Source organism: Sphingomonas sp. HT-1, assembly GCF_048568905.1.
Lineage (GTDB): Bacteria > Pseudomonadota > Alphaproteobacteria > Sphingomonadales > Sphingomonadaceae > Sphingomonas.
The window spans coordinates 618,929-639,890 of the sequence record NZ_CP183770.1; the positions used below are offsets into that span (position 1 = coordinate 618,929).

The following is a 20,962-nucleotide window of genomic DNA, read 5'->3' on the forward strand; positions in this document are numbered from 1 at the left end:
CCGGCCCGCTTTGTCGAAGGCGTCGGTTCGCCGGTGCGATCAGGCGGCCTCGCGCAGGCGCGGTACGAGTGTGCCTGCGCAGTTGGGCACGGCGGGCCCACGTGCCAAGAGCCGCCGCGGCTCGAACGGGCCAGGCATACGCCACCGCCCGGTGCGACTCGAATCGAATCCGAAGAAGCGGCCATAATATTCGGGATCGCCTATCAGCATCAGCGCCTCTGCTCCGGGCAAGGCACTCGCATCCGCGGCGTCGAGCATATGGTGCATCAGCTTGCGCCCGATCCCAGCCTGCTGGTGCGCCGGTTCGACCGCCACGGGGCCGACCATGACCAGCGGCACCAGCGGGCCGGTGTCACTCGCCAGCGCGACGGGCCAGCTCTGGATCGATCCGATGAGCCGGGCCTCTTCGTCCAGCGCGGCGAAGCTGAGCGGCGAAATAGGCATGGTTCCGCGGCGGACGCGATAGGCCGTGCGCAGGTGGCGATCCGCCCCGAACGCTCGATCGAGCAACGCCTCAACGCCACCCGAGTCGATCGAATCGAGTGAAACCAGTCGTGTCACATCTCTTCCTTCGCCGCGCCCCGGCCCCTTTTGCCGAAGGGCGCGCGCTTTACTGCCACGGCGTGGAAGCGCAAGCGCGAATCGTGCACGGCCATGTGCAGCAAACGCACAGGCTTTCGAACGAGCCGCCATCTGCTATGGCGCCCGCCTCATTCCCGCGAAAGGCCATTTGCTTGCCCGACCTATTGCAGCTTCAGGTGCACGATCTCCAGGTGGAACTGCTGACCGGCGTCTATTCCGAAGAGACGCACCTGCCGCAGCCACTGCGCATCTCGGTGACCGTCGACCTCGATATTCCCGAGCGATTCGCGCCGGATACCCCGCTCGGTGCGTCAAAGAGCTACATGGACCTGAAGCATGCGGCAACCGACGCGCTGCCGAAAGACGTGCACTTCACGCTGATCGAGGCCGTGGCCGAACATATTTGCGAGACGCTGTTCGTCTCCGATTCGCGGGTGCGCCGGGTGGAAGTGCGCATCGTGAAGCTCGCCATTGCCGAGCGGGACGAATCAATCGGAATCACGCTGGTTCGAGACCGCCGCTGACCCGGTGATCGGCGACGGCGCTGGACGCACGTTCAGGTGCAGGGCCCCAGATCGCGCAGCACCAGCTGATAATCTTCGCGCGCGGCTTCGGCGTTCTGCGGCGATTCGGCATTCAGCGCATCCGCGGGAAGCGATTTCGGCAGACCGCATGCTAGCCGGAACCACAGCAGCGTATCGCGCTTCGGCGCACCGGCGCTTTCGTCGACAATGTCGCCCAGAGATACAGACCAGCGCGTCTGTTCGCCCGGGCGCCGCAGGATCTGCAGCGAAATCGGCGCGCCGCTGCCGGTCTTCAGGAAGATCTGCGTTTCCCCCTCGCCGGGAAGTGCACCAGGCACGTGAAAGGCGTTGCCGATGCCGGTGATCGCCGGCGCAGCATTCGCCGCAAGAAGATCGCGGGTGATGCGGCGGGTGAGGGCGTCGAGTTCCGGGGACCAGGCGAACTGGCTGTCGATCCCGGTCAGCTGAACCTCACCGCCTTTACCGGCCACCGGGCGAGCGAATAGCAGGACCCGCTGCTTCTTCAACTTGGGAACCTTGCCACGGGCATCGAGCGGCACGTCGGCGATATAGGAAATCTGTGCCGAAAGGGGACTCGATCCGCGAATCAGCGCGAGAACATCGGCCTCGACGTAGAGGCGAACGCGCCCTGAGGTTAACGGCGCGCCAGAAATTTCCTTGATGCGGATTAAGTCGCGAATGCGCGCATCGATCACCAGCGGCGCGCCGGTGATGGCGGTGGCCACAGTGGCGTAACTGGGTAGGACAGTTTGCGCTTCGGCGCGGTTTTGCGTGGTTTGCGGCGCGGTTTGCGCAACCGCCGACGATGCTGCAACGCAACAAAACAGCAGGGGCAGGGCATGTTTCATTCCGCCTCCGCTAGCCGATTGTGCCGATCTTATACAGAAATAATTCTGCCATGCGCGCATTGTACGACCAATTCGTCCGACAAAGAGTTTGCGTCGTCCGTATGGCCACGATACAGACTTGGTGCTCTCGCCATCAGGGGCGCAGTGTGACCCGGGGTGAGCGGACTTGTGCGCGGCAGCCAGCCGGCCAGGGTCGCAAGCAGGATTAGAGGGAGTGACGTTGCCGAATGGCTTACGCTGACCGGAATGTAAGTGGCAGTCGTGTGGTCGCGATCGTTATCGTCGCGATCATTGTGGCTGGCATGGGTTATGCCTTCGTCACAGGTCTGGCATACCAATATATCAAGAAGAAGGCGGAAGAGCTGAAGACCTTCGAGGTCGAAGAGCCGCCGCCCCCGCCGGAGGAAATTCCGCCGCCGCCGCCGCCGCCGGACACGCCGGTGCCGCCGCCCCCGACGCAAGTCGTGGTGCCGCCGGCCATCGTGCAGACGGTTGCGCCTGCGCCGCCGGTAGCCACCACCAACATCATCCCGCCGCCGCCGCCGATTTCGCCGCCGGCGCCGCCAGCGCCACCGGCTCCGCCGGCTCCGCCAGCGCCGCCGCGCATCGCGAAGGGGCTCAAGCCGCGCACGCCTCCGGGCTCGTGGGTGACGAACGACGACTATCCTGCCGCGGCGCAGCGTTCGGGTGATGAAGGTACGGTTGGTTTCCGCCTCGACGTGGACGCTTCGGGCAAGGTTGCGAATTGCTCGATCACGTCGTCGAGCGGCTCGTCGTTGCTCGACAGCACGGCGTGCAATCTGCTGCGGCGCCGTGCGCGCTTCACGCCTGCCGAAGACGCGGACGGGAACAAGATTCCCGCACCGTATCTAGGCCGGTTCACGTGGCGGCTTGAAAAGTAACTCTCCGGTTTCCGGTCCGCCGGGCGAGGCGGACCGGCTTGCGCAAGAAGCTATCTTTTAGAGGAAAGACCCAAAATGCTCACGACCATTCTCGCTGCCGGTGGTGCCGCAGCTTCGGGCGAAAGCCCCTATGGCCTTCAGCAGGCGCTCAAGGAAGGCGGCCTGATCTCGCAGACGGTGTTCGCGATCCTGGTGCTGATGCTCTTCGTATCGCTCTACATCCTCTTCACCAAGCTGTTCGAACAGCAGAAGATCATCAACCAGGCGAAGCGCGTCCGCGCCACGTTCTGGAGCTCGAACAGCCTGCGCGAAGGCGCTGCCAAGCTCGAGAAGAACTCGGCCTATCGCCAGATCGTCGACGACGGTCTCGAAGCGCAGGAGCAGTACAAGCTGCTGACCGATCCGGTCGAAGCGCATGACTGGCTGCACGGTTCGCTCGCGCGTTCGGAAGGTTCGATCAACTCGGCGCTGGGCGGCGGTCTCGCCTTCCTCGCGACCGTCGGCGCTACCTCGCCGTTCATCGGTCTGTTCGGTACGGTTATCGGTATCTACCGCGCGCTCATCAAGATCGGTTCGGCCGGTCAGGCTTCGATCGACGCCGTCGCCGGCCCGGTCGGTGAAGCGCTGATCATGACCGCGCTCGGTCTCGTCGTCGCCGTTCCGGCGGTGCTCGCCTTCAACTTCCTGCAGCGTCGTAACAAGTCGATCGCCGAGAACCTGAATGCGTTCTCGAACGACGTGCTCGGCTACCTCGCTTCGGACGGCAAGGTGAAGCCTTCGACGAACGCAGCCGCCAAGAAGCCGGCCGCTGCCGCTTCGCCGAAGCCGGCGACGACCACCGCCGGCCAGGCTGGCGGCGTTCAGACCCGCCCGTAAGATCAAGGCCGCGGGACTGCCACGTAACGCGCAGTCCCGCCGCCGGACGACGATCCGGCGTACAAGAGGATAGGATTACGCCCAATGGCGATTAGCACAGGCAGCGGCGGCGACGACGCACCGATGTCAGAGATCAACACCACGCCCCTCGTGGACGTGATGCTGGTTCTCCTGATCATCTTCCTCATCGCCGTTCCCGTTGTGATCCAGACGGTCGATCTCGCGCTGCCGAAGGTGCAGTACGAGGTGACGACGACCAAGCCCGAGAACGTGTCGCTTTCCATCAAGGGCGGTCCGGGCGGTTGCGAGGTCTACTGGGGTCTTACCCGCGTCAACCATGGTGAGTTGCTGGACCGCGCCGTCGTGAAGCTGAAGGCCGAGATCGATCGCCAGGGTGGCCCGAATGCCGCCGGCCTCGAACTTCCGGAGGTTCACATTCGCGGCGACGTCAACACGCCCTATCGCTGCATTGGCGGCACCATCTACACAATGCAGATGGCGGGTTTCGTGAAGGTCGGCTTCATTTCCGAACCGGAACCCGGTTCGTCGACAGCCCGGCTCTGATCGGCCCGTTTAAGGAGTTACCACAATGGCAATGAGCGCGGGCCGTGATGACGGCGAGCCGATGATGGACATGAACACGACGCCGTTGATCGACGTCATGCTCGTGCTCCTCATCATGTTCATCATCACCATTCCGGTGCAGACCCATGCCGTGAAGGTGGATCTGCCCCAGCCGAGCAACACCCCGGCCAGCCCCGTCGAACCGGACAAGAACAAGGTCTATATCGACGCACAGGGCCAGGTGTTCTGGAACAGCATGCCGATCAACGATGTGCAGCTGCGCCAGTATCTGGATGCATCGCTGCAGCGCTCTCCGGAGCCGGAGCTGCACTTCCAGCCGGATCCTGCGGCACGGTATGAAGTGGTGGACAGCACGCTTGCCATCATCAAGCGTGCCAACGTCACCAAGCTGGGTTTCGTCGGCAACGAGCAGTATCGTAACGATTTCTGATCCCCAGCGGGTCGGAGTATTTTGGGAAGGCGGCCCTTCGGGGCCGCCTTTTTTGTGCCCGGCTGCCGCGCGCCTCCGGCGATTTCCCCTATTGCGCGGCTGCAACCTCTATGTCACCTATGTGTCACCCAACTGTCATAAAAATGTAGCGTTGGCGTAACATGATGAGAGGAGCGTTGCATGTCGATCAAACTTGTCGCTGCGGCCTTGGTGCCGCTGCTGGGAATGGCAATGCCGGCCGCCGCGCAGGACGCGAGCGTGGCCGCGACCGAAATCAGCACGGGCGCCTTTGCCAAGGCCGAACAGAAATTGCTTGGAGCGTTGCGCGACAGCCCGCGGCCTGAAGTGCTGCTGAACTTGGCGGCCGTGTACTACGGCACCGGCCGGTTCGCCGAAGCGGGTACGCTGTACCAGCAGGTGTTGTCGCAGGATGAAGTCGTGCTGGATCTTTCAAACCAGCGTACCGCAGGATCGCACAGCGTCGCTCGCGCCGGCTTGCGCTATCTGGATCTGCGCCAGCGGACGGCGCTTCGCTGACTGACTTCGATTTCCGGAGCGGCGGGCGCATTGCCACGCCGCCCGGTAGTCGGCCGGCGCGTTACAGCCGCGGCAGCGTTACGCCGCGCTGGCCCATATATTTGCCCGCGCGGTCGGCATAGCTCGTCTCGCAGGCCTGCTCGCCCTTCAGGAACAGGAACTGGCACGCGCCTTCATTGGCGTAGATCTTCGCCGGCAGCGGCGTGGTGTTGGAAAATTCCAGCGTCACATGGCCTTCCCATTCCGGCTCCAGCGGCGTGACATTCACGATGATACCGCAGCGCGCATAGGTGGATTTGCCGAGGCAGATCACCAGCACGTCGCGCGGCACCCGGAAATACTCCACCGTCCGCGCCAGCGCGAAGCTGTTGGGCGGGATGACGCACACGTCGGTCTTGCGGTCGACGAAGCTGTTCGCATCGAAATTCTTCGGATCCACCACCGCGCTGTCGACATTGGTGAAGATCTTGAACTCGTCCGCCACCCGCGCGTCATAGCCATAGGAGGACAGGCCGTAGCTGATGCAGCCCTCGCGCCGCTGGCTCTCGACGAAAGGCTCGATCATGCCGTGGTTGAGCGCCTGCTCGCGAATCCAGCGGTCGGAAAGAATGGACATGCGCGCGGTAGTGCGGGGGAGGGGGCGCGGCGTCAAGTTTGGGGGTGGGGACCTCGGCCGTTCAAACCTCCATCATCATTCCCGCGAAGGCGGGAATCCATTTGCCAGGACGCCGGGGGCAGGGACCGCCAATTCAGCGCCAATGGATCCCCGCCTTCGCGGGGATGACGGCGGGAAGGGGTGCCGGCGGCAACCCCTCAACTAATCCCCAGATCCCCCGGGCCGAACGCCTGGGGCAGCAGCTCGGACAGGCGATAGCTCGCCACCGCATCGCCCTCGGCGGCGCCGCAATGGACGGGCAGATCGCGCTTGCCCAGCTGCGCCGCCTCATTGATCACCTGGCGGCAGCGCCCGCAGGGGCTGACCGGGGCTGTGCCGGTGGGTACCCCGTCCGCGCCGATCGGCCCGCCGATCACGGCGATCTCCGCCACGTCACGCAGCCGGCCCTGTGCGGATACCGTTGCCAGCGCCACCGTCTCGGCGCAGAGCGACAGGCCGTAGCTGGCATTCTCGAAATTGGCGCCCGTCACCACGGTGCCGTCGGTCAGCAGCACGGCGGCACCCACGCCGAAATTCGAATAGGGGGCGTGCGCGTTGCGCGCAGCTTTGCGCGCGGCTGCGATCAGCGCGCTGGGGTCCGTCGTCATGAAAGTCATCCCTTGATGTGGAGCACGCAGATCAGCGTGAACAGCCGTCGCGCGGTATCGAAATCGACGTCGATCTTGCCGTCCAGCGCCGTCCGCAACAGTTCGGCGCTGTCATTGTGAATGCCGCGCCGGGCCATGTCGACGGTCTCGATCTGCGCCGGCGTCGCGTTGCGGATCGCTTGGTAATAGCTGTCGCAGATCGCGAAATAGTCGCGGATCGGCCGGCGAAAGCGCGCCAAGCCCAGCACGATCGTCTCCAGCGGCGTATCGTCGGCGCGTTTGATCGCCAGCGCCAGCCGTCCTTCTTCGACGCTCAGTTGCAGCTTGTACGGCCCGGCATAGCCATCGGCATGTTCGCGCTGGGGGGCGAAGTGGTTGTCCTCGAGCAGATCGTAAATTGCGATCCGGCGTTCCTGCTCGATATCCGCCGAGCGCCAAAGAATGGTGCGCTCGTCGAGGGTCACGTCGATGATCCGCGGATCGGCCATAGGTCCCAGCTTTGGAAGCATTCCCCGTTTTCCACAAGCCATGCCGGTTGCCGTACCCCCCGCGTAGGCCGATGAGGAAGCCATGGCACAGCCGATTCCCTTTCCTGCACCCGAGCCCCAAGAGGGCCTGAGTCTCCCCCAAAATGTCGAAGCCGAAGCAGCGCTGCTCGGCGCGATGATGATCGACAACCGAGTCGCGGAAGACGTCCTCCAGAAGCTCCGACCCGAGCATTTCTTCGAGCCGCTGCACGGCCGCATCTACGAGCAGATCGCCCATCTCGTCGGCGACAACCGCCTCGCCACCCCGGTGACGCTGCGCCCGCTTTTCGCCAACGATCCGGCGATGAAGGAGCTGGGCGGCCCGGCCTATCTCGCCCAGCTGACCGGCAACCCGGCCAGCCTGATCGGCGCGCGCTCCTTCGCCGACCAGATCTACGATCTCGCCCAGCTCCGCGCGCTGGTCGATGTGGGCCGCGGCATGGTGGAGGGCGCGCTCGACACCAGCCAGGACATCAATCCCTCCAAGCAGATCGAGCAGGCCGAACTCCGGCTCTACCAGGTTGCCGAGCAGGGCGATTCGGAAGCCGGCGTGAAGTCCTTCACCCGCGCCGCCACGCTCGCCGTCCGCCAAGCCGAAAAGGCGATGAACTCGGGCGGCGGCATCTCGGGCATCACCACGGGGCTGAGCGACCTCAACGCCTCGACCGGTGGTTTCAACCGATCGGACCTGTTGATCCTCGCCGGTCGCCCCGGCATGGGCAAGACCTCGCTCGCCACCAACATCGCGTTCAACGCCGCCAAGCGCTACATGGACGATCTCGACGCGGGCATCGCTGAGGAGAAGTCGATCGGCGCGCCGGTGGCGTTCTTCAGCCTCGAAATGTCGGCCGACCAGCTGGCGATGCGTATCCTGTCCGAACAGGCCGAGGTCGTCTCGGAAAAGCTGCGTACCGGCCAGCTGAGCAATGCCGAGTTCCAGAAGTTCGCGCGCGCCGCGGGCGATCTGGAGCGGCTGCCGCTCTATATCGACGACACGCCCGGCCTCACCATCGCCGCGCTTCGCACCCGCGCCCGGCGGCTCAAGCGCCAGCACAAGATCGGCATGGTGATCGTCGACTATCTCCAGCTGCTCACCGGCTCGGCCAAGGCCTCGGGCGACGGGCGCGTGCAGGAAATCTCGGAGATTTCGCGCGGCCTCAAGACGCTGGCCAAGGAACTTCATGTGCCGGTGCTGGCGCTCTCCCAGCTCAGCCGCGCGGTGGAAAGCCGCGAGGACAAGCGCCCGCAGCTCTCCGACCTTCGCGAATCCGGCTCGATCGAGCAGGACGCCGATATCGTGCTGTTCGTGTATCGCGACGAATATTATCACGACTTCAAGGCCCCGACGAAGATCCCCGACGGCACCGAGACCGCCGAGGAGCGCATGGCCTATGAGGAATGGCAGGCGCGCCAGCTGGAAGTGGCGAACAAGGCGACGGTGATCATCGCCAAGCAGCGCCATGGTGCCACGGGCTCGGTGCATATGCGCTTCGACCGGCAGTTCACCAAGTTCAGCGATCTGGCGCCGGAGGGGTATTGAGAAGGGCAGGCGGCTGAGGCTGCCTAGCCCCTCCCCTTCAGGGGAGGGGTTGGGGTGGGGGACTCCGCTTCGATCGCGGGACTCGCTTCCCGGTCATGCCCCACCCCCAACCCCTCCCCTGAAGGGGAGGGGCTTTGGATTGGCGCTGGCGCGTCGAGCTCTTTATCGGATCAGGGACTATCGCTCGACCGAATGGTAGATGTCGCGAACCTTCGGGTTCTGGTCCAGCAGCCTGGCAAGCCGGACCTTCCGAACGCGATCGATCATCTTCCAGAGAAAAATGATGGCAAGAAGGAGGGACCCCAGGAAATTGCGGCCGCTTCCATTGGAGAAACCCACCCATGCAAAAAAGAGGGATATCGGGATCACGAGAAAGCCGATCCAGAAATCGAAACCGAGCGATCGTGCCAAGGGAGACTTCATCCGATCCGCATCCGATCTCAAGTGCTAACCGCGATCATAGTCGTTTCGCTTCGTTCGTAAACGTGAAGGTCGCGACGACGAGTGTGGGGCACTTCAAACACTCGTCCCCACAACCCGCCCGATCCCAGCCGTCAGCGCCATTGCCAGCGCGCCCCAGAACACCACCCGCACCACCGGCTTGAGCGGCCTGGCCCCGCCGGTGATCGCGCCCAGCGTGCCGAGCAGGGCGAGGAACAGGATCGATCCCGCCGCTTCCCCCGCCGCCATCCAGCGCATCGGCAGCAGCGCGGCGAGCAGCAGCGGCAGCGCCGCGCCCGCCGTAAATGTTGCCGCCGAGGTGAGCGCGGCGACCACCGGGCGCGCGGTCGTCATCTCGGTGATGTGGAGCTCGTCGCGGGCGTGGGCGCCCAGCGCGTCGTGCGCCATCATCTGCTCGGCCACCGCCTTGGCCGTCGCGGGATCGACGCCGCGGCCGACATAGATGGCGGCCAGCTCGCGCAGCTCGGCCTCGGGCACGGTGGCGAGTTCCACCCGCTCGCGGGCGAGGTCGGCGCGCTCGGTATCGGCCTGCGCGCTGACCGAGACATATTCGCCCGCCGCCATCGACATCGCGCCTGCCACCAGCCCCGCCACGCCCGCGACGAGCATCGCGGGCCGCTCGCCCCCCGAGGCGGCGACGCCCAGGATCAGGCTGGCGGTGGAGACGAGGCCGTCATTCGCCCCCAGCACGGCGGCGCGCAGCCAGTCGATCCGGGCGACGAGATGCTTTTCGCGTACGGGGGCATGGCGGGCTGCCCGGGGTGATGGAGGCGCTTGGGATGGTGTCGCGGAGCCGGCGGGGCGATCGGGGACTTTCCGAAGGGTCAGCCGCTACGTCACCTCGCGCAGCGCCGCTTCGACGGCGGCGGAATAGCTCGTCCCGAACAGGCGCAGATGCACGAGCAGCGGCCACAACCGGTAGATGGGCTGCCGCGCCTTCCAGCCGGGCGGGAGCGCCAGCGCGTCGAAGAAGCGTGCCGGCGGGGCGTCGAACAGGCTGAGCATCGCCGCATCCACCTCCCGATCGCCGTAACAGCAGGCCGGATCGATCAGCGCGCTGATCCGCCCCTCCGCCACCAGGATGTTGCCGCCCCACAGATCACCGTGAAGCAGCGCGGGCGGGGGACGGGCGGGTAGCAGATCCGGCAGGCGATCCGCCAGCGCCTCGACCCGCCGGGCAAGCGGCGGCTGCAGGTGCGGCAGATGGCAGCGCAGGCGATGCTCCGCCCAGAAGCTGGGCCAGTCCGCCGCAGGTCCATTCGGAATCGCAACGCGGCCAAAGGCATAGTCGACGGGCCAGCCATAGTCGGGCGCCGTGACGGCATGGAGGCAAGCGAGCGTTTCGGCCAGATCCTCCCACGCCGCGCCAAGCTGGCCGCCCGCCGGGCATTCCTGCAACAGCAGCAGATCGTCGGCCAGCGCCAGCACCTGCGGGGCGGGGGCGCCGCTTGCCGCGATCGCCGCCAGCATGGCCGCCTCCACGGCCACCAAGGGGCCCTGCTTGGCAATCGCGCTGCCGCCGTCCCCGAGGCGCAGGCGATGGACGGCGGAGAGATCGCCCCCCGCGAGCGGCGCGCATCCGAGGACCGTGGTGCCGAGCGCGGTCGCCGCGCGGGAGGCAAGGCTGGCAAGCATCGGCTGACTGTGGGCCGGAGGAGGCGATTTGGAAAGGGTGGTTCGGCCGTGCCATGCCCGCTCCCCCAGGACTGGACGAAGTCTCCGTTACGAGCTAGACGATATAACATATCATTCTCATGAGCGAGTATCCGATGCCGCCCTCTTCCGCTTCCCTTGCACCCGATCGCCGTTTGCCGGTCACCGTTCTTTCCGGCTTCCTGGGCGCCGGCAAGACGACGCTGCTCAACCACATCCTCGCCAATCGCGAAGGCAAGCGCGTGGCGGTGATCGTCAACGATATGTCGGAAGTGAACATCGATGCGGATCTGGTGCGCGGGGGCGAAGCGGCGCTGTCGCGCAGCGAGGAAGCGCTGGTGGAAATGACGAATGGCTGCATCTGCTGCACGTTGCGTGACGATCTGTTGAAGGAGGTGCGCACGCTCGCCGAGGCGGGGCGGTTCGACTATCTGGTGATTGAAAGTACCGGCATTTCGGAGCCGCTGCCGGTCGCCGCTACCTTCAGCTTCCGCGACGAAGCCGGCCAGAGCCTCGGCGATGTCGCGCGGCTGGATACGATGGTGACGGTGGTGGATGCGCTGAACCTGCTCGCCGATTTCGACAGCGAGGATTTCCTCGCCGATCGCGGTGAATCGCTGGGTGAGGAGGATACGCGCAGCCTGGTGGGGCTGTTGGTCGAGCAGATCGAATTCGCCGATGTGGTGATCGTCAACAAGGCGAGCGATGTGTCCCCGGCGCAGCTCGCGCGGGTGAAGCAGCTTGTCGCATCGCTCAATGCCGATGCCCGCATCGTTACGGCGGATCGGGCCTGCGTGGGGCTGGATGCTGTGCTGGGCACCGGCCGCTTTGACGAGGAAGCGGCGGCGCGCAATCCGCTCTGGGCGAAGGAGCTCTACGGCTATGCCAGCCATCGCCCGGAAAGCGAGGAATATGGCATTGAAAGCTTCGTCTATCGGGCGCGGCGGCCGTTCGATCCGGCGCGCTTCTATCGCTTCCTCACCGAAGGCGGCCTGGCCCAGGTGATCCGTGCCAAGGGGCATTTCTGGCTGGCGACACGGCCCCATTGGGTGGGCGAACTGGCAGTCGCCGGGCGGCAGACCATGACGGCGCGGCTCGGCCGCTGGTGGGCCTCGGTCCCCAAGCACCATTGGCCTGCCGATGGCCGGTTCGAGGAATTCGTGGTGGCGCATTGGGATGGCGATTGGGGCGATCGCCGGCAGGAGCTGGTGTTCATCGGCATCGACATGGACCAGGCGGCGATCACCCGTGCGCTCGACGGGTGTCTGATCGCCGCCGATGCCTTCGATCCTGGCGCCTGGACGCAGCTCGCCGATCCGTTTCCCGCCTGGACCGCCGAGCAGGCGGTGCTCGCATGAGCGCGGTGGCAGCACTCGACGCCGCGGTGGCGCGTGGCGCAGACGCGGCGGTGTTGCGGCGCATCCTGGCGGCGGAGGTGGCGCTGGCGCTATGGTCGCCCGCGCCCGATCCGCAGTTGGCCCGCGCCTTGGCCGGGCTGCCGCTGGCGGCGATCGACGATGTCGATCTGGTGCTGGACGTGGATGTCGGTGCGGCAAGCTTCGCCGGCACGCTCCGGGTCGCCGGCTATCCGGCAAGCGCCGCGATGGCGCTGAGCGAGGATTGCCTCGCGCTCGCTGCGTGCTTCGCCGAGATCACCGGACGCCGGCGTCTGGCGTTGCGGCTGCAGGTGGTGGAAACCGATGCCTGCCGCAAGTTCCACGCCGATTACGTCGCGTGGCGGCTGCTCAAAACCTATGTCGGGCCGGCGACGCAGTGGATACGCGCCGATGCCCCCGACACGATCAATGCGATGGCGACCGGCGACGTCGGCATCTTCAAGGGGCGGCTGCTCCATCCAATGCCGCGCGTGCTGCATCGCTCGCCACCGATCGTGGCGACGGGAGAGTGCCGGCTGATGCTGGTCCTCGATACGGAGGACCTGACCGGCTGATCCGCGGGATCAGAAAGCCGGCTGGTTGGGATCCTCGCCGTCAACCGGGGTGTGGATCCCGCATTCGGTCTTGTCCCAGCCGCGCCAGCGCCCGGCGCGGGGATCTTCGCCGGGCTTGACCATGCTGGTGCAGGGCGCGCAGCCGATCGAGGGATAGCCTTGTGCTACCAACGGATGCACCGGCAGGTCGTGCGCGACGAAATAGGCGTCGAGATCGGCCTTGGTCCAATCCGCCAGCGGGTTGATCTTCAGCCGATCGCCGTCCAGCTCGAAGCGGGGCAGGGCGGCGCGGGTACTCGCCTGGAACGCCTTGCGGCCGGTGATGGTCGCGTCGAAACCGGCGAGGCCCGCCGCCAGCGGCTGCACCTTGCGGATCTCGCAACAGCCATCGGGATCGTAGGACCAGCGCAGTTCGGTGGCATCGCGCTTGGCCAGAATCTCCGGATCGGGCCGCAGGTTGCGCAGATCCTGCAACCCTAGCCGCTCGGCAAGCAGATCGCGATAGGCCAGCGTCTCCGGGAAATGCTTGCCCGTGTCGAGGAAGAGCACCGGCACGGTGGGGTCGATGCTGGCGACCAGGTGCAGCAGCGCCGCCGATTCCGCGCCGAACGAGGAGACGATCGCCACATCGCCGGCCATCTGCTCCGCCAGCACGGTGCGCAGCATCTCCTGCGTGCTCGCGCCGCGGAACAGGTTGTTCAGCCGGATGGCATCCGCTTCGGTGAAGCGCGGGGCGACATCAATCCGGTCGATCTGGCGCGCGACTTCAGCCATGCCGCAGCTTCCACACCGGCGCCACCGGGTCCGCTGCGGCCTGGTAGCGGAAGTCGTAGCGCTCCAGCGCGGCGGCAAGCGTGCCCTCGTCAACCGGGGCGTTTGGCGCGAAGCTGTCAAAGCCGCAGCGCCGCATCAGCGGGATCTGATCGACGAGCACGTCGCCCTGGGCGCGCAACTCGCCGATATAGCCCGCCTCGCGCAGGATGCGGGCGGTGGAATAGCCGCGGCCGTCGCGGAAGCTGGGGAAACTCACTTCGATCAGCGCGATCCGATCGAGATGCGCCAGCAGCGCGCGCGCATCCTCACCGGATTCGATCCGCACCGCTGTGGCGTTCGACTGGCCGAGGAAGCTGTCGAGCGTGACGGCGGGCTCGTCATGCGCCTCGTCGTCGCGGTAGCGCAGAAACTCAACCATAAATGGCCTCCTTGAACGGTGCCATGCCGATCCGGCGATAGGTGTCTACGAAGCGCTCGCCGGGCGTGCGTTCGCGGACATAGACGTTGGTGGCGCGCTCGATCGCGTCGACCACGCCATCCTCGCTGAAGCCGGGGCCGGTAATGTCGGCCAGGCTCACATCCTCCGCGCCCGATCCGCCGAGCAACAGCTGGTAATTCTCGGTGCCTTTCCGGTCGACGCCCAGAATGCCGATATGGCCGGCATGGTGATGGCCGCAGGCATTGATGCAGCCCGAGATCTTGAGCTTGAGTTCGCCCAGGTCGCGCTGGCGCACGGGATCGGCAAAGCGCTGACTGATCTTCTGCGCGAGCGGGATCGATCGGGCGTTGGCCAAGCTGCAATAATCGAGCCCGGGGCAGGCGATGATATCGCTGATCAGGTCGAGATTGGCTTCGGCCAGCCCTGCATCGCGTAGCGCGGTCCAGATGGCGTACAGGTCAGCCTTTCGGACATGCGGCAGGACGATGTTCTGCGCATGGGTAACGCGCAGCTCATCGAAGCTGTAGCGCTCGGCGAGATCGGCCATCAGGTCGATCTGGTCGGCAGAAGCGTCGCCGGGAATGCCGCCGGTGGGCTTGAGGCTGATCGTGACGACGGCATAGCCCGGCACCTTGTGGGCATGAACGTTCTGATCGAGCCATACGGCGAAATCGGGGTCGCTGCGATCGACGGCGTCGGCAAGACCGGCTTCGAACGGCGGCGGCGCAAAATGCGCGGCGATGCGGTCGAACTCGGCCTGCGGCGGATCGATGCCCAGCGCCTTCACTGCCTGGAACTCCTCCTCAACTTGCCGAGAATATTCTTCTGCACCAATGGCATGGACGAGTATCTTGATTCTGGCTTTGTAGATGTTGTCGCGCCGGCCGTAGCGATTGTAGACGCGCAGGCACGCCTCCAGATAGCTGACGAAATCGGCGAACGGCACGAAATCCTTGATCAGCGGTGCGATCATCGGGGTGCGGCCCATCCCCCCGCCGGCATAGATTCGCGCGCCCAGCTCGCCTGCGTCGTTCCGCACGATCTGGATACCGATGTCGTGCAGCCGCATCGCCGCGCGATCCGTGTCGCTCGCGATCACCGCTATCTTAAATTTTCGCGGCAAATAGCTGAATTCAGGGTGAAACGTACTCCACTGGCGAAGCAGCTCGGCCCAGGGGCGCGGATCGGTGATCTCGTCGGCCGCAGCGCCGGCAAACTGGTCCGAGCTGATGTTGCGGATGCAGTTGCCGCTGGTCTGAATGGCATGCATCTCCACCGTCGCCAGCTCGGCGAGAATGTCGGGTGCGTCCTCCAGCTTGATCCAGTTGTACTGGAGGTTCTGACGGGTTGTGAAATGGCCATAGCCGCGATCATATTTGCGGGCGATATGCGCCAGCATGTGCATCTGCCGGCTGTCGAGCGTGCCATAGGGCACCGCGACGCGCAGCATATAGGCATGCAGCTGCAGATAAAGTCCGTTCATTAACCGCAGCGGCTTGAACTGATCCTCGGTCAGATGCCCCGCCAGACGGCGCTGCACTTGGTCGCGGAACTCCTCGACTCGGGCGGCGACGATCGAAGCGTCGTATTCGTCATATTTGTACATCGTCGTTTCCCGAAATTCAGCGATGGGCGCCGAGGCGAAGCCGTCGGCTGCCGACAATCGTCCCAAGGTCGCGCAAGCCGCGCCCATCGACCAGCACCGTGCGATGCCGTGCGCGAATTGCTTCGAACGCGGCGGCGGTTCCGGGCGCGTCATAGCCTCGCGCATCGGGGTAGCCGACCGTGACCATTACGTCCCAGTCCGTCCCGCCGCCTTCATATACCGCATAGCTGGTGAATAGGCCCTGGCGGACGGCTTCCTCATCCATCACGAACCAGTTCTGCTCGATGAAGCGGATCAGCGCCGCACGTCGGCCGGGCGCAGCTTTCAAATAGGTCTGTTCGATCGCAACGGTCGGCGCGACGGCTTGGGCCGTGACGCTTACCGCAGCGACTGTCAGCCCGGTGATCATATCACCCAACTTCCCGCTGCCGGGTCGGCGGGCTTGAGCGTCAGGTCCGCGCGGACGGTTGGGCCGAGCGCGCGGATGCGGTCCTTGATGTGCGCGGGCCGCGGGCCTTCCGACGTCGCTTCGGCCTCGATCACATAGGGTACGTTCACGCGGCGTGCGGCCTCTTCCGTCGCTGCAAGCACATCGCCCTTGTCGCCAACATCCACCGCATCGGCGATGTGGCGCGACCAGCCTTCGCCGGCCCACCAGATGACATCGCCGGTGAAAAGATCGTTTCCTGTCAGGAGTTTCATGCCTGTTCTTCCCCCAGAATCTCGGCAGTGCGCGCCCAGCGAGACAGCCTGTCCTGCGCATCGGCCAGCAGCACCACCTCGCCGACGACGATGATCGCCGGGCTCTTCACGGCTTCCTGCTCCACCATCGGGCCCAGATCGGCGAGCAGCGTGCGCAGCGCGCGATGCCCCGCCAGGGTCGCGCGTTCCAACACCGCCACCGGCATGTCGGGAGCGACGCCATCGGCCATCAGCTTGTCGGCAATGGCGGACGCCGTCGCTACGCCCATGTAAATCACCAGCGTACGGCCTTTGCCGGCGAGCCCGGACCAGTCCTGGTCCGTCAGCCCCTTGCACTGGCCGGCGACGAAGCTCACCGCGCTCGACCAGTCGCGATGGGTGAGCGGCAGCATCGCTTCGGCGGCTGCCCCGAGCGCAGCGGAGACGCCTGGGATCACTTCGACCGGCAGCCCGGCTTCGCGCACGGCCTCCACTTCTTCGCCGCCACGCCCGAAGATGAACGGGTCGCCGCCCTTGAGGCGAACGACGACCGCGCCGGTCTTCACATGCGCGACGATCAGTGCGTTGATCGATTCCTGCGGCAGCGTGTGTTGCGACCGGCGCTTGGCGACCGAAATTCGGTGTGCCTGCGGCGCTAGATCGAGCACGCGCTCGTCGACCAGCCCGTCATGGACCAGCACGTCGCACGCTTTCAGCGCTTCGACGGCACGAACGGTGAGCAGGCCCGGGTCGCCGGGGCCGGCGCCGACAAGGATCACGCGTCCGCGCGATTGGGGATCGAGAAGCGATGCCATGCTGCCCAAATGGGCCGATGGTGGCCAAGGGGCAATGGAGGATCCTTTGGGGCCGCCGAAGGGATTCTTTCGGGGGAGCCTCAGTCCCCGGCGCGCCAGTCGCCCGATTTGCCGCCGGTCTTGGTCAGCAGGCGGATGTCGCCCAGCACCATGCCCTTATCCAGCGCCTTGGCCATGTCGTAGAGCGTCAGCAGCGCGACCGATACGGCGGTGAGCGCTTCCATTTCCACACCGGTCTTGCCTTCGGTGGCGGCGGTCGCGGTGACGGTCACGCCGCCTTCGTCCAGATCGAGATCGAGAGCGACGCGGGTAAGCGGCAGGGGGTGGCACAGGGGGATCAGTTCGGCCGTTCGCTTCGCTGCCATAATGCCCGCGATGCGCGCGGTTGCGAGTACGTCGCCTTTCTTCACGCTGCCCGCGCGGATTGCGGCGGCGGCTTCGGCCGACATGGTGATGCGGCCCCGCGCTACCGCCTCGCGCGCGGTGATCGCCTTCCCGCCGACATCGACCATGTGCGCAGCGCCCTGCGCGTCCAGATGCGTGAGCCCGCTCACCCGACCAGCGCCCGCGTCGCCGCCTCGACATCGGCCTGTCGCATCAGCGATTCCCCGATCAGAAAGCAGCGAACGTTATGTGCAGCCATCGCGTCGATGTCGGCGCGCGTGTTGAGCCCGGACTCGGCGACGAAGGTGCAGTCCTTGGGTGCGTGGCGAACCAGCTCATAGGTCTTCTGCATATCGACTTCGAAGGTCTTGAGATTACGGTTGTTTACGCCAATCAGGCGCGACTGAAGCTTGAGCGCGCGTTCCAATTCGTCGGCGTCGTGTACCTCGACCAGCGCATCGAGGCCCTGTTCGATTGCGGCCGCTTCGATCTCCGCCATCTGGCTGTCTTCCAGCGCGGCGACGATGATCAGGATCGCGTCTGCGCCCATCGCTCGCGATTCCTCGACCTGCCATGGATCGATCAGGAAGTCCTTGCGGATCACCGGGAGGTCGCACGCAGCACGGGCTGCGACGAGATACGCGTCATCGCCTTGGAAATAGTCCCGGTCGGTCAGCACCGAGAGGCACGTGGCGCCGCCTGCCGCATAGGCGCGGGCATGCGCCGGCGGATCGAAATCCGCGCGGATCAGGCCCTTGGAGGGGCTGGCCTTCTTGATCTCGGCGATCAGCCCATAGCCACCCGCCGCGACGCGCGCGTCTAGCGCCGCCTTGAAGCCGCGCGGTGCCGTGGGCGTGGGCCATGCGCGCGGGGCCGTCTTGCGGGCGGCGACTTCGGTGCGCTTGGTGGCGATGATCGTATCGAGGATGGTGCTCATGCGAAGGCGATCCAGCAGTCGAGCAGCGCGTTGGCAAGCCCGTTGTCGAGCATTTCTGCGGCTTCCTCCACGCCCTCGCGCAGCGTGTCGGCGCGGCCGGCGACCATCAGGGCGGCCGCCGCGTTGAGCAGCACCGCGTCGCGATAGGCGCCGGGCTCCCCCTGGAGCAGGCGGCGAAGGGCAAGGGCATTATATTCCGGATCGCCGCCGCGGATCGCTGCCAGCGGATGGCGGGGCAGGCCGGCATCTTCTGGCGTGATGCGGCTGGGCAGCGCGGCCCGCCCGACATTCACCACCACGCTGGCCGTCTCGGTCGAAAGTTCGTCGAGGGCGTCTTCGCCGGAGACGATCGCCGCCGCCTCGACGCCGAGCTGCTCCAGCGCCTCGGCATAGACCGGGGCATAATCGGGCCGCGCGATGCCGATCAACTGGTGCCGGACATGCGCCGGATTGGCGAGCGGCCCCATCAAGTTGAAGATCGTTCGGCGCCCGATGCGGCGGCGGATCGGCGCAATGCGGGCCAGCGAGGGGTGGTGGTGCTGCGCGAACAGAAAGGCGATGCCGATTTCGTTCAGGCTCTGCTCGGCGCGCGCGGCGGCGCGATCGAGATTCAGCCCCAGCGCCTCCAGCGTATCCGCCGCGCCTGCCTTGGACGAAGCCGCGCGGTTGCCGTGCTTGGCAACCGGCACGCCGGCTGCGGCGACCACCAGGCTGACGGCGGTGGAAACGTTGAGCGTGTGGTGCCCGTCGCCACCGGTTCCGCAGACGTCGATTGCCCCCTCCGGCGCGGTGACCGGGATCAGCCGGGCCCGCAGCGCGCGTGCCGCTTCGGCGATTTCGATGCTGGTCTCGCCGCGGATCGACAGCGCGATCAGAAAGGCTTCGATCGCGGCTTCGGGCGCGGTGCCGTCGAGGATGTCGGCAAAGGCCTGGGCGGCGCTCTCGCGGGCCAAAGGCGACGTGGGATCGGGAAGCATGGCTAGGCTGGTCACGCCGCCTTCTATTCCGGGGCGCGGCCAGCCTGTCGAGCAAATCCTCTGTTCGGCCGCGCTAGTTTGCCTTTTTGGGCTTGGTGTAGGGCACGAACTTCCCGAGATTCACAAAGCCGCGCGGGAAGAAGGATGCGCGGTCGATCAGCCGGACGATATCGATGCTGCACAGCTGCGCGCCGAACGTGTTGGTCACCAGGATCGAATTGTCGTCCAGCTGATCGGCGCCGCCGCGCGGCTCGTTGACATAGAGCGTGCTGCCGCTGCGATAGACGATCGCCTTGCCACTGATGATCTGGCTCGAGCCCGTCCGCGACAGGCTGATGCAGTCGACGGGCGTGCCGGCGACTCGCCCTTCGAGCAGCTTTGCCAGCTTGGCATCGGGCGTGTCGCGCGTGCGCTGGGCTTGAGCGACGGGCGCCGCGAGCAGCGCGGCACCGGCGAGCAGGGCAGGGAGGATCCTCTTCATGGCGCTCGTATAGCATGATCGCCATGAACGGCGGCTGAAAAAGCTCAGGCAGCGGCCGCCGTGTCGGCGATTCCGGCGAGGCGTAGGAAATTGGCGAGCATCGCATGGCCATGTTCGGTGGCGATGCTTTCGGGATGGAACTGCACGCTGTGGATCGGCAGGCTATGATGGCGGAATCCCATCACCGATCCGTCTTGTGCGGTGGCGTTCACGACCAGCGTATCCGGAATTTCGGTGACGATAAGCGAGTGATAGCGCGTTGCGGTGAACGGCGAGGGGAGGCCGGTGAACAGGCCGGTGCCATCGTGCGAAACAGGCGAGGTCTTGCCGTGCATCAGCCCGCCGCGCACCACGCTGCCGCCGAAATGCTGGCCGATCGACTGGTGGCCGAGGCAGACGCCGAGCAGCGGCTTGCCCAGATCGGCGCAGGCGGCGACGAGATCGAGGCTGATCCCCGCTTCATTGGGCGTGCACGGGCCGGGCGAGATCAGGAAACCCTGCGCATTGCTGGCGATGGCTTCGTTGGCGGTCAACGCGTCGTTGCGCACCACCTTCACCTCCACCCCCAGGTCCATGAGATAATGGACGAGGTTCCAGGTGAAGCTGTCGTAATTGTCGATAACCAGGATCATGGCGCCTGACCTAGGCGCTCGAGGGCCGCAGCACAATCCGGCCTTGTCGCCGCCACAGTGCGTTGGCAGCCGGTACCGGCGCGCAGGGGCGTTGCCGATGTTCAGGAGTATTCGATGTTCGCTCGCGTGATGATTGCCGCCGCCCTGCTTGCCGCCCCCGCTTTCGCCCAGTCACAGGATCAGAATGCAGCGGAGGGCCCGCCCAAGCGGGTCCGCAGCATCCTTCTCTACAACGACGACAGCTGCCCCAAGCCGGCCTCGCCCGACGAGATCGTCGTATGTTCGAACGCTGGCGAGTCGCCCTATCGCATTCCCAAGCGGTTCCGCGATCAGCCCAAGCAGGACGCGCCATCGACCAGCTGGACGCGTCGCATGGAAGTGGTGGAGGAAGTGAACAGCCGCGGCATGCCGAACAGCTGTTCGCCGGTGGGCACCGGCGGCCAGACCGGCTGCACCCGCCAGATGCTGCAGCGCTGGTATCAGGAGAAGCTGGATAAGGAAGCCGCCGCCTCGCGCGTGCCCTGATCGGCCGCGG

Annotated in this window: 28 protein-coding genes; 10 read left to right on the plus strand and 18 right to left on the minus strand. The window is 65.8% G+C overall.

Going from position 1 to position 20,962, the window contains the following annotated elements:
* Positions 1 to 39 precede the first annotated feature (39 nt).
* A complete protein-coding gene (locus ACNFJ7_RS02945; protein ID WP_050990202.1) occupies positions 40 to 561 on the minus strand; it encodes a GNAT family N-acetyltransferase in 522 nt (173 codons plus the stop codon).
* A gap of 173 nt (positions 562 to 734) precedes the next feature.
* Between ACNFJ7_RS02945 and ACNFJ7_RS02950 the strand changes: the two genes are divergently transcribed.
* The gene (locus tag ACNFJ7_RS02950) at positions 735 to 1,106 is read left to right on the plus strand and encodes a dihydroneopterin aldolase (protein WP_026009336.1); all 372 of its coding nucleotides are present in this window, start codon (positions 735 to 737) and stop codon (positions 1,104 to 1,106) included.
* A gap of 32 nt (positions 1,107 to 1,138) precedes the next feature.
* On the opposite strand, the gene ACNFJ7_RS02955 is transcribed toward ACNFJ7_RS02950, so the two are convergent.
* On the minus strand, positions 1,139 to 2,035 hold the full coding sequence (locus ACNFJ7_RS02955; protein ID WP_236704455.1) for a hypothetical protein: 897 nt from the start codon (positions 2,033 to 2,035) through the stop codon (positions 1,139 to 1,141).
* A 167-nt stretch (positions 2,036 to 2,202) separates the two neighbouring features.
* Here ACNFJ7_RS02955 and ACNFJ7_RS02960 point away from each other — a divergent pair, with 167 nt between their 5' ends.
* From ACNFJ7_RS02960 to ACNFJ7_RS02980, 5 genes are all read left to right on the plus strand, one after another.
* Positions 2,203 to 2,877: a TonB family protein gene (locus tag ACNFJ7_RS02960; protein WP_026009338.1), complete on the plus strand. Its 675-nt coding sequence runs from the start codon at positions 2,203 to 2,205 to the stop codon at positions 2,875 to 2,877.
* Positions 2,878 to 2,952: 75 nt separating this feature from the next.
* A complete protein-coding gene (locus ACNFJ7_RS02965) occupies positions 2,953 to 3,753 on the plus strand; it encodes a MotA/TolQ/ExbB proton channel family protein (RefSeq protein ID WP_019370656.1) in 801 nt (266 codons plus the stop codon).
* A gap of 84 nt (positions 3,754 to 3,837) precedes the next feature.
* Complete coding sequence (locus tag ACNFJ7_RS02970) at positions 3,838 to 4,317, plus strand: ExbD/TolR family protein (protein WP_019370657.1); 480 nt, start codon at positions 3,838 to 3,840, stop codon at positions 4,315 to 4,317.
* 25 nt (positions 4,318 to 4,342) lie between these two features.
* Positions 4,343 to 4,768 carry an ExbD/TolR family protein gene (locus ACNFJ7_RS02975; protein WP_026009339.1) on the plus strand — a complete coding sequence of 142 codons (426 nt, stop codon included), beginning with the start codon at positions 4,343 to 4,345 and terminating at the stop codon, positions 4,766 to 4,768.
* Between the two features lie 180 nt (positions 4,769 to 4,948).
* Positions 4,949 to 5,305: a hypothetical protein gene (locus tag ACNFJ7_RS02980; protein ID WP_019370659.1), complete on the plus strand. Its 357-nt coding sequence runs from the start codon at positions 4,949 to 4,951 to the stop codon at positions 5,303 to 5,305.
* A gap of 61 nt (positions 5,306 to 5,366) precedes the next feature.
* Here ACNFJ7_RS02980 and dcd read toward each other — a convergent pair whose 3' ends face one another.
* The 3 genes from dcd to ACNFJ7_RS02995 all read right to left on the minus strand — a co-directional run bounded on the left by dcd (position 5,367) and on the right by ACNFJ7_RS02995 (position 7,056).
* On the minus strand, positions 5,367 to 5,921 hold the full coding sequence (dcd, locus tag ACNFJ7_RS02985; RefSeq protein WP_019370660.1) for a dCTP deaminase: 555 nt from the start codon (positions 5,919 to 5,921) through the stop codon (positions 5,367 to 5,369).
* 197 nt (positions 5,922 to 6,118) lie between these two features.
* Entirely contained in the window at positions 6,119 to 6,568 is a 450-nt protein-coding gene (locus tag ACNFJ7_RS02990) for a cytidine deaminase (protein WP_019370661.1), read from the minus strand.
* Between the two features lie 5 nt (positions 6,569 to 6,573).
* Positions 6,574 to 7,056 carry a UPF0262 family protein gene (locus ACNFJ7_RS02995; RefSeq protein WP_019370662.1) on the minus strand — a complete coding sequence of 161 codons (483 nt, stop codon included), beginning with the start codon at positions 7,054 to 7,056 and terminating at the stop codon, positions 6,574 to 6,576.
* Between the two features lie 82 nt (positions 7,057 to 7,138).
* Here ACNFJ7_RS02995 and ACNFJ7_RS03000 point away from each other — a divergent pair, with 82 nt between their 5' ends.
* A complete protein-coding gene (locus ACNFJ7_RS03000; RefSeq protein WP_019370663.1) occupies positions 7,139 to 8,635 on the plus strand; it encodes a replicative DNA helicase in 1,497 nt (498 codons plus the stop codon).
* Positions 8,636 to 9,151: 516 nt separating this feature from the next.
* On the opposite strand, the gene ACNFJ7_RS03005 is transcribed toward ACNFJ7_RS03000, so the two are convergent.
* Together ACNFJ7_RS03005 and ACNFJ7_RS03010 are read right to left on the minus strand one after the other, a co-directional pair.
* Positions 9,152 to 9,787: a VIT1/CCC1 transporter family protein gene (locus ACNFJ7_RS03005; RefSeq protein WP_019371010.1), complete on the minus strand. Its 636-nt coding sequence runs from the start codon at positions 9,785 to 9,787 to the stop codon at positions 9,152 to 9,154.
* Between the two features lie 141 nt (positions 9,788 to 9,928).
* Complete coding sequence (locus ACNFJ7_RS03010; RefSeq protein WP_019371011.1) at positions 9,929 to 10,732, minus strand: fructosamine kinase family protein; 804 nt, start codon at positions 10,730 to 10,732, stop codon at positions 9,929 to 9,931.
* A gap of 119 nt (positions 10,733 to 10,851) precedes the next feature.
* Here ACNFJ7_RS03010 and ACNFJ7_RS03015 point away from each other — a divergent pair, with 119 nt between their 5' ends.
* The gene (locus ACNFJ7_RS03015; RefSeq protein ID WP_019371012.1) at positions 10,852 to 12,108 is read left to right on the plus strand and encodes a GTP-binding protein; all 1,257 of its coding nucleotides are present in this window, start codon (positions 10,852 to 10,854) and stop codon (positions 12,106 to 12,108) included.
* A complete protein-coding gene (locus ACNFJ7_RS03020) occupies positions 12,105 to 12,701 on the plus strand; it encodes a DUF1826 domain-containing protein (protein WP_058805458.1) in 597 nt (198 codons plus the stop codon). The genes ACNFJ7_RS03015 and ACNFJ7_RS03020 overlap by 4 nt, the downstream gene beginning before the upstream one ends.
* A 9-nt stretch (positions 12,702 to 12,710) precedes the next feature.
* On the opposite strand, the gene ACNFJ7_RS03025 is transcribed toward ACNFJ7_RS03020, so the two are convergent.
* The 11 genes from ACNFJ7_RS03025 to ACNFJ7_RS03075 all read right to left on the minus strand — a co-directional run bounded on the left by ACNFJ7_RS03025 (position 12,711) and on the right by ACNFJ7_RS03075 (position 20,427).
* Positions 12,711 to 13,475 (minus strand): phosphoadenylyl-sulfate reductase, encoded by a 765-nt coding sequence (locus ACNFJ7_RS03025; protein WP_019371014.1) that lies wholly within the window; start codon positions 13,473 to 13,475, stop codon positions 12,711 to 12,713.
* On the minus strand, positions 13,468 to 13,893 hold the full coding sequence (locus ACNFJ7_RS03030) for a DUF934 domain-containing protein (protein WP_019371015.1): 426 nt from the start codon (positions 13,891 to 13,893) through the stop codon (positions 13,468 to 13,470). Before ACNFJ7_RS03030 ends, ACNFJ7_RS03025 begins: the two co-directional genes overlap by 8 nt.
* Positions 13,886 to 15,520 carry a nitrite/sulfite reductase gene (locus ACNFJ7_RS03035; RefSeq protein WP_026009383.1) on the minus strand — a complete coding sequence of 545 codons (1,635 nt, stop codon included), beginning with the start codon at positions 15,518 to 15,520 and terminating at the stop codon, positions 13,886 to 13,888. Before ACNFJ7_RS03035 ends, ACNFJ7_RS03030 begins: the two co-directional genes overlap by 8 nt.
* Positions 15,521 to 15,536: 16 nt before the next feature.
* Positions 15,537 to 15,929, minus strand: a complete 393-nt coding sequence (locus ACNFJ7_RS03040; RefSeq protein ID WP_019371017.1) for a hypothetical protein — start codon at positions 15,927 to 15,929, stop codon at positions 15,537 to 15,539.
* Entirely contained in the window at positions 15,926 to 16,222 is a 297-nt protein-coding gene (locus ACNFJ7_RS03045; RefSeq protein ID WP_019371018.1) for a DUF2849 domain-containing protein, read from the minus strand. Before ACNFJ7_RS03045 ends, ACNFJ7_RS03040 begins: the two co-directional genes overlap by 4 nt.
* Complete coding sequence (cobA, locus tag ACNFJ7_RS03050; protein WP_019371019.1) at positions 16,219 to 17,016, minus strand: uroporphyrinogen-III C-methyltransferase; 798 nt, start codon at positions 17,014 to 17,016, stop codon at positions 16,219 to 16,221. Before cobA ends, ACNFJ7_RS03045 begins: the two co-directional genes overlap by 4 nt.
* 80 nt (positions 17,017 to 17,096) lie before the next feature.
* On the minus strand, positions 17,097 to 17,570 hold the full coding sequence (gene moaC, locus ACNFJ7_RS03055) for a cyclic pyranopterin monophosphate synthase MoaC (RefSeq protein WP_019371020.1): 474 nt from the start codon (positions 17,568 to 17,570) through the stop codon (positions 17,097 to 17,099).
* Complete coding sequence (gene trpC, locus ACNFJ7_RS03060) at positions 17,567 to 18,337, minus strand: indole-3-glycerol phosphate synthase TrpC (RefSeq protein ID WP_019371021.1); 771 nt, start codon at positions 18,335 to 18,337, stop codon at positions 17,567 to 17,569. Before trpC ends, moaC begins: the two co-directional genes overlap by 4 nt.
* Positions 18,334 to 19,329, minus strand: a complete 996-nt coding sequence (gene trpD / locus ACNFJ7_RS03065; RefSeq protein ID WP_026009384.1) for an anthranilate phosphoribosyltransferase — start codon at positions 19,327 to 19,329, stop codon at positions 18,334 to 18,336. Before trpD ends, trpC begins: the two co-directional genes overlap by 4 nt.
* A gap of 58 nt (positions 19,330 to 19,387) precedes the next feature.
* Complete coding sequence (locus tag ACNFJ7_RS03070) at positions 19,388 to 19,795, minus strand: hypothetical protein (protein WP_019371023.1); 408 nt, start codon at positions 19,793 to 19,795, stop codon at positions 19,388 to 19,390.
* Between the two features lie 44 nt (positions 19,796 to 19,839).
* Positions 19,840 to 20,427, minus strand: coding sequence for an anthranilate synthase component II (locus ACNFJ7_RS03075; protein WP_019371024.1), 588 nt, complete (start codon positions 20,425 to 20,427; stop codon positions 19,840 to 19,842).
* A gap of 114 nt (positions 20,428 to 20,541) precedes the next feature.
* Here ACNFJ7_RS03075 and ACNFJ7_RS03080 point away from each other — a divergent pair, with 114 nt between their 5' ends.
* Complete coding sequence (locus tag ACNFJ7_RS03080) at positions 20,542 to 20,952, plus strand: hypothetical protein (RefSeq protein ID WP_019371025.1); 411 nt, start codon at positions 20,542 to 20,544, stop codon at positions 20,950 to 20,952.
* Positions 20,953 to 20,962 lie beyond the last annotated feature (10 nt).

Excerpts from the sequence above, each read along its gene's own strand:
- ACNFJ7_RS03040 (WP_019371017.1), bottom strand. The coding sequence starts at position 15,929 with ATGATCACCGGGCTGACAGTCGCTGCGGTAAGCGTCACGGCCCAAGCC.
- ACNFJ7_RS02975 (WP_026009339.1), top strand. The coding sequence starts at position 4,343 with ATGGCAATGAGCGCGGGCCGTGATGACGGCGAGCCGATGATGGACATG.
- ACNFJ7_RS03025 (WP_019371014.1), bottom strand. The coding sequence starts at position 13,475 with ATGGCTGAAGTCGCGCGCCAGATCGACCGGATTGATGTCGCCCCGCGC.
- ACNFJ7_RS03045 (WP_019371018.1), bottom strand. The coding sequence starts at position 16,222 with ATGAAACTCCTGACAGGAAACGATCTTTTCACCGGCGATGTCATCTGG.
- ACNFJ7_RS02970 (WP_019370657.1), top strand. The coding sequence starts at position 3,838 with ATGGCGATTAGCACAGGCAGCGGCGGCGACGACGCACCGATGTCAGAG.
- trpC (WP_019371021.1), bottom strand. The coding sequence starts at position 18,337 with ATGAGCACCATCCTCGATACGATCATCGCCACCAAGCGCACCGAAGTC.
- ACNFJ7_RS03075 (WP_019371024.1), bottom strand. The coding sequence starts at position 20,427 with ATGATCCTGGTTATCGACAATTACGACAGCTTCACCTGGAACCTCGTC.
- ACNFJ7_RS02990 (WP_019370661.1), bottom strand. The coding sequence starts at position 6,568 with ATGACGACGGACCCCAGCGCGCTGATCGCAGCCGCGCGCAAAGCTGCG.
- cobA (WP_019371019.1), bottom strand. The coding sequence starts at position 17,016 with ATGGCATCGCTTCTCGATCCCCAATCGCGCGGACGCGTGATCCTTGTC.
- ACNFJ7_RS03015 (WP_019371012.1), top strand. The coding sequence starts at position 10,852 with ATGAGCGAGTATCCGATGCCGCCCTCTTCCGCTTCCCTTGCACCCGAT.
- ACNFJ7_RS03030 (WP_019371015.1), bottom strand. The coding sequence starts at position 13,893 with ATGGTTGAGTTTCTGCGCTACCGCGACGACGAGGCGCATGACGAGCCC.
- ACNFJ7_RS03000 (WP_019370663.1), top strand. The coding sequence starts at position 7,139 with ATGGCACAGCCGATTCCCTTTCCTGCACCCGAGCCCCAAGAGGGCCTG.
- dcd (WP_019370660.1), bottom strand. The coding sequence starts at position 5,921 with ATGTCCATTCTTTCCGACCGCTGGATTCGCGAGCAGGCGCTCAACCAC.
- ACNFJ7_RS02980 (WP_019370659.1), top strand. The coding sequence starts at position 4,949 with ATGTCGATCAAACTTGTCGCTGCGGCCTTGGTGCCGCTGCTGGGAATG.
- ACNFJ7_RS03020 (WP_058805458.1), top strand. The coding sequence starts at position 12,105 with ATGAGCGCGGTGGCAGCACTCGACGCCGCGGTGGCGCGTGGCGCAGAC.
- ACNFJ7_RS02965 (WP_019370656.1), top strand. The coding sequence starts at position 2,953 with ATGCTCACGACCATTCTCGCTGCCGGTGGTGCCGCAGCTTCGGGCGAA.
- ACNFJ7_RS03035 (WP_026009383.1), bottom strand. The coding sequence starts at position 15,520 with ATGTACAAATATGACGAATACGACGCTTCGATCGTCGCCGCCCGAGTC.
- ACNFJ7_RS02955 (WP_236704455.1), bottom strand. The coding sequence starts at position 2,035 with ATGCGCGCATGGCAGAATTATTTCTGTATAAGATCGGCACAATCGGCT.
- ACNFJ7_RS03080 (WP_019371025.1), top strand. The coding sequence starts at position 20,542 with ATGTTCGCTCGCGTGATGATTGCCGCCGCCCTGCTTGCCGCCCCCGCT.
- ACNFJ7_RS03070 (WP_019371023.1), bottom strand. The coding sequence starts at position 19,795 with ATGAAGAGGATCCTCCCTGCCCTGCTCGCCGGTGCCGCGCTGCTCGCG.
- ACNFJ7_RS03010 (WP_019371011.1), bottom strand. The coding sequence starts at position 10,732 with ATGCTTGCCAGCCTTGCCTCCCGCGCGGCGACCGCGCTCGGCACCACG.
- ACNFJ7_RS02995 (WP_019370662.1), bottom strand. The coding sequence starts at position 7,056 with ATGGCCGATCCGCGGATCATCGACGTGACCCTCGACGAGCGCACCATT.
- ACNFJ7_RS02960 (WP_026009338.1), top strand. The coding sequence starts at position 2,203 with ATGGCTTACGCTGACCGGAATGTAAGTGGCAGTCGTGTGGTCGCGATC.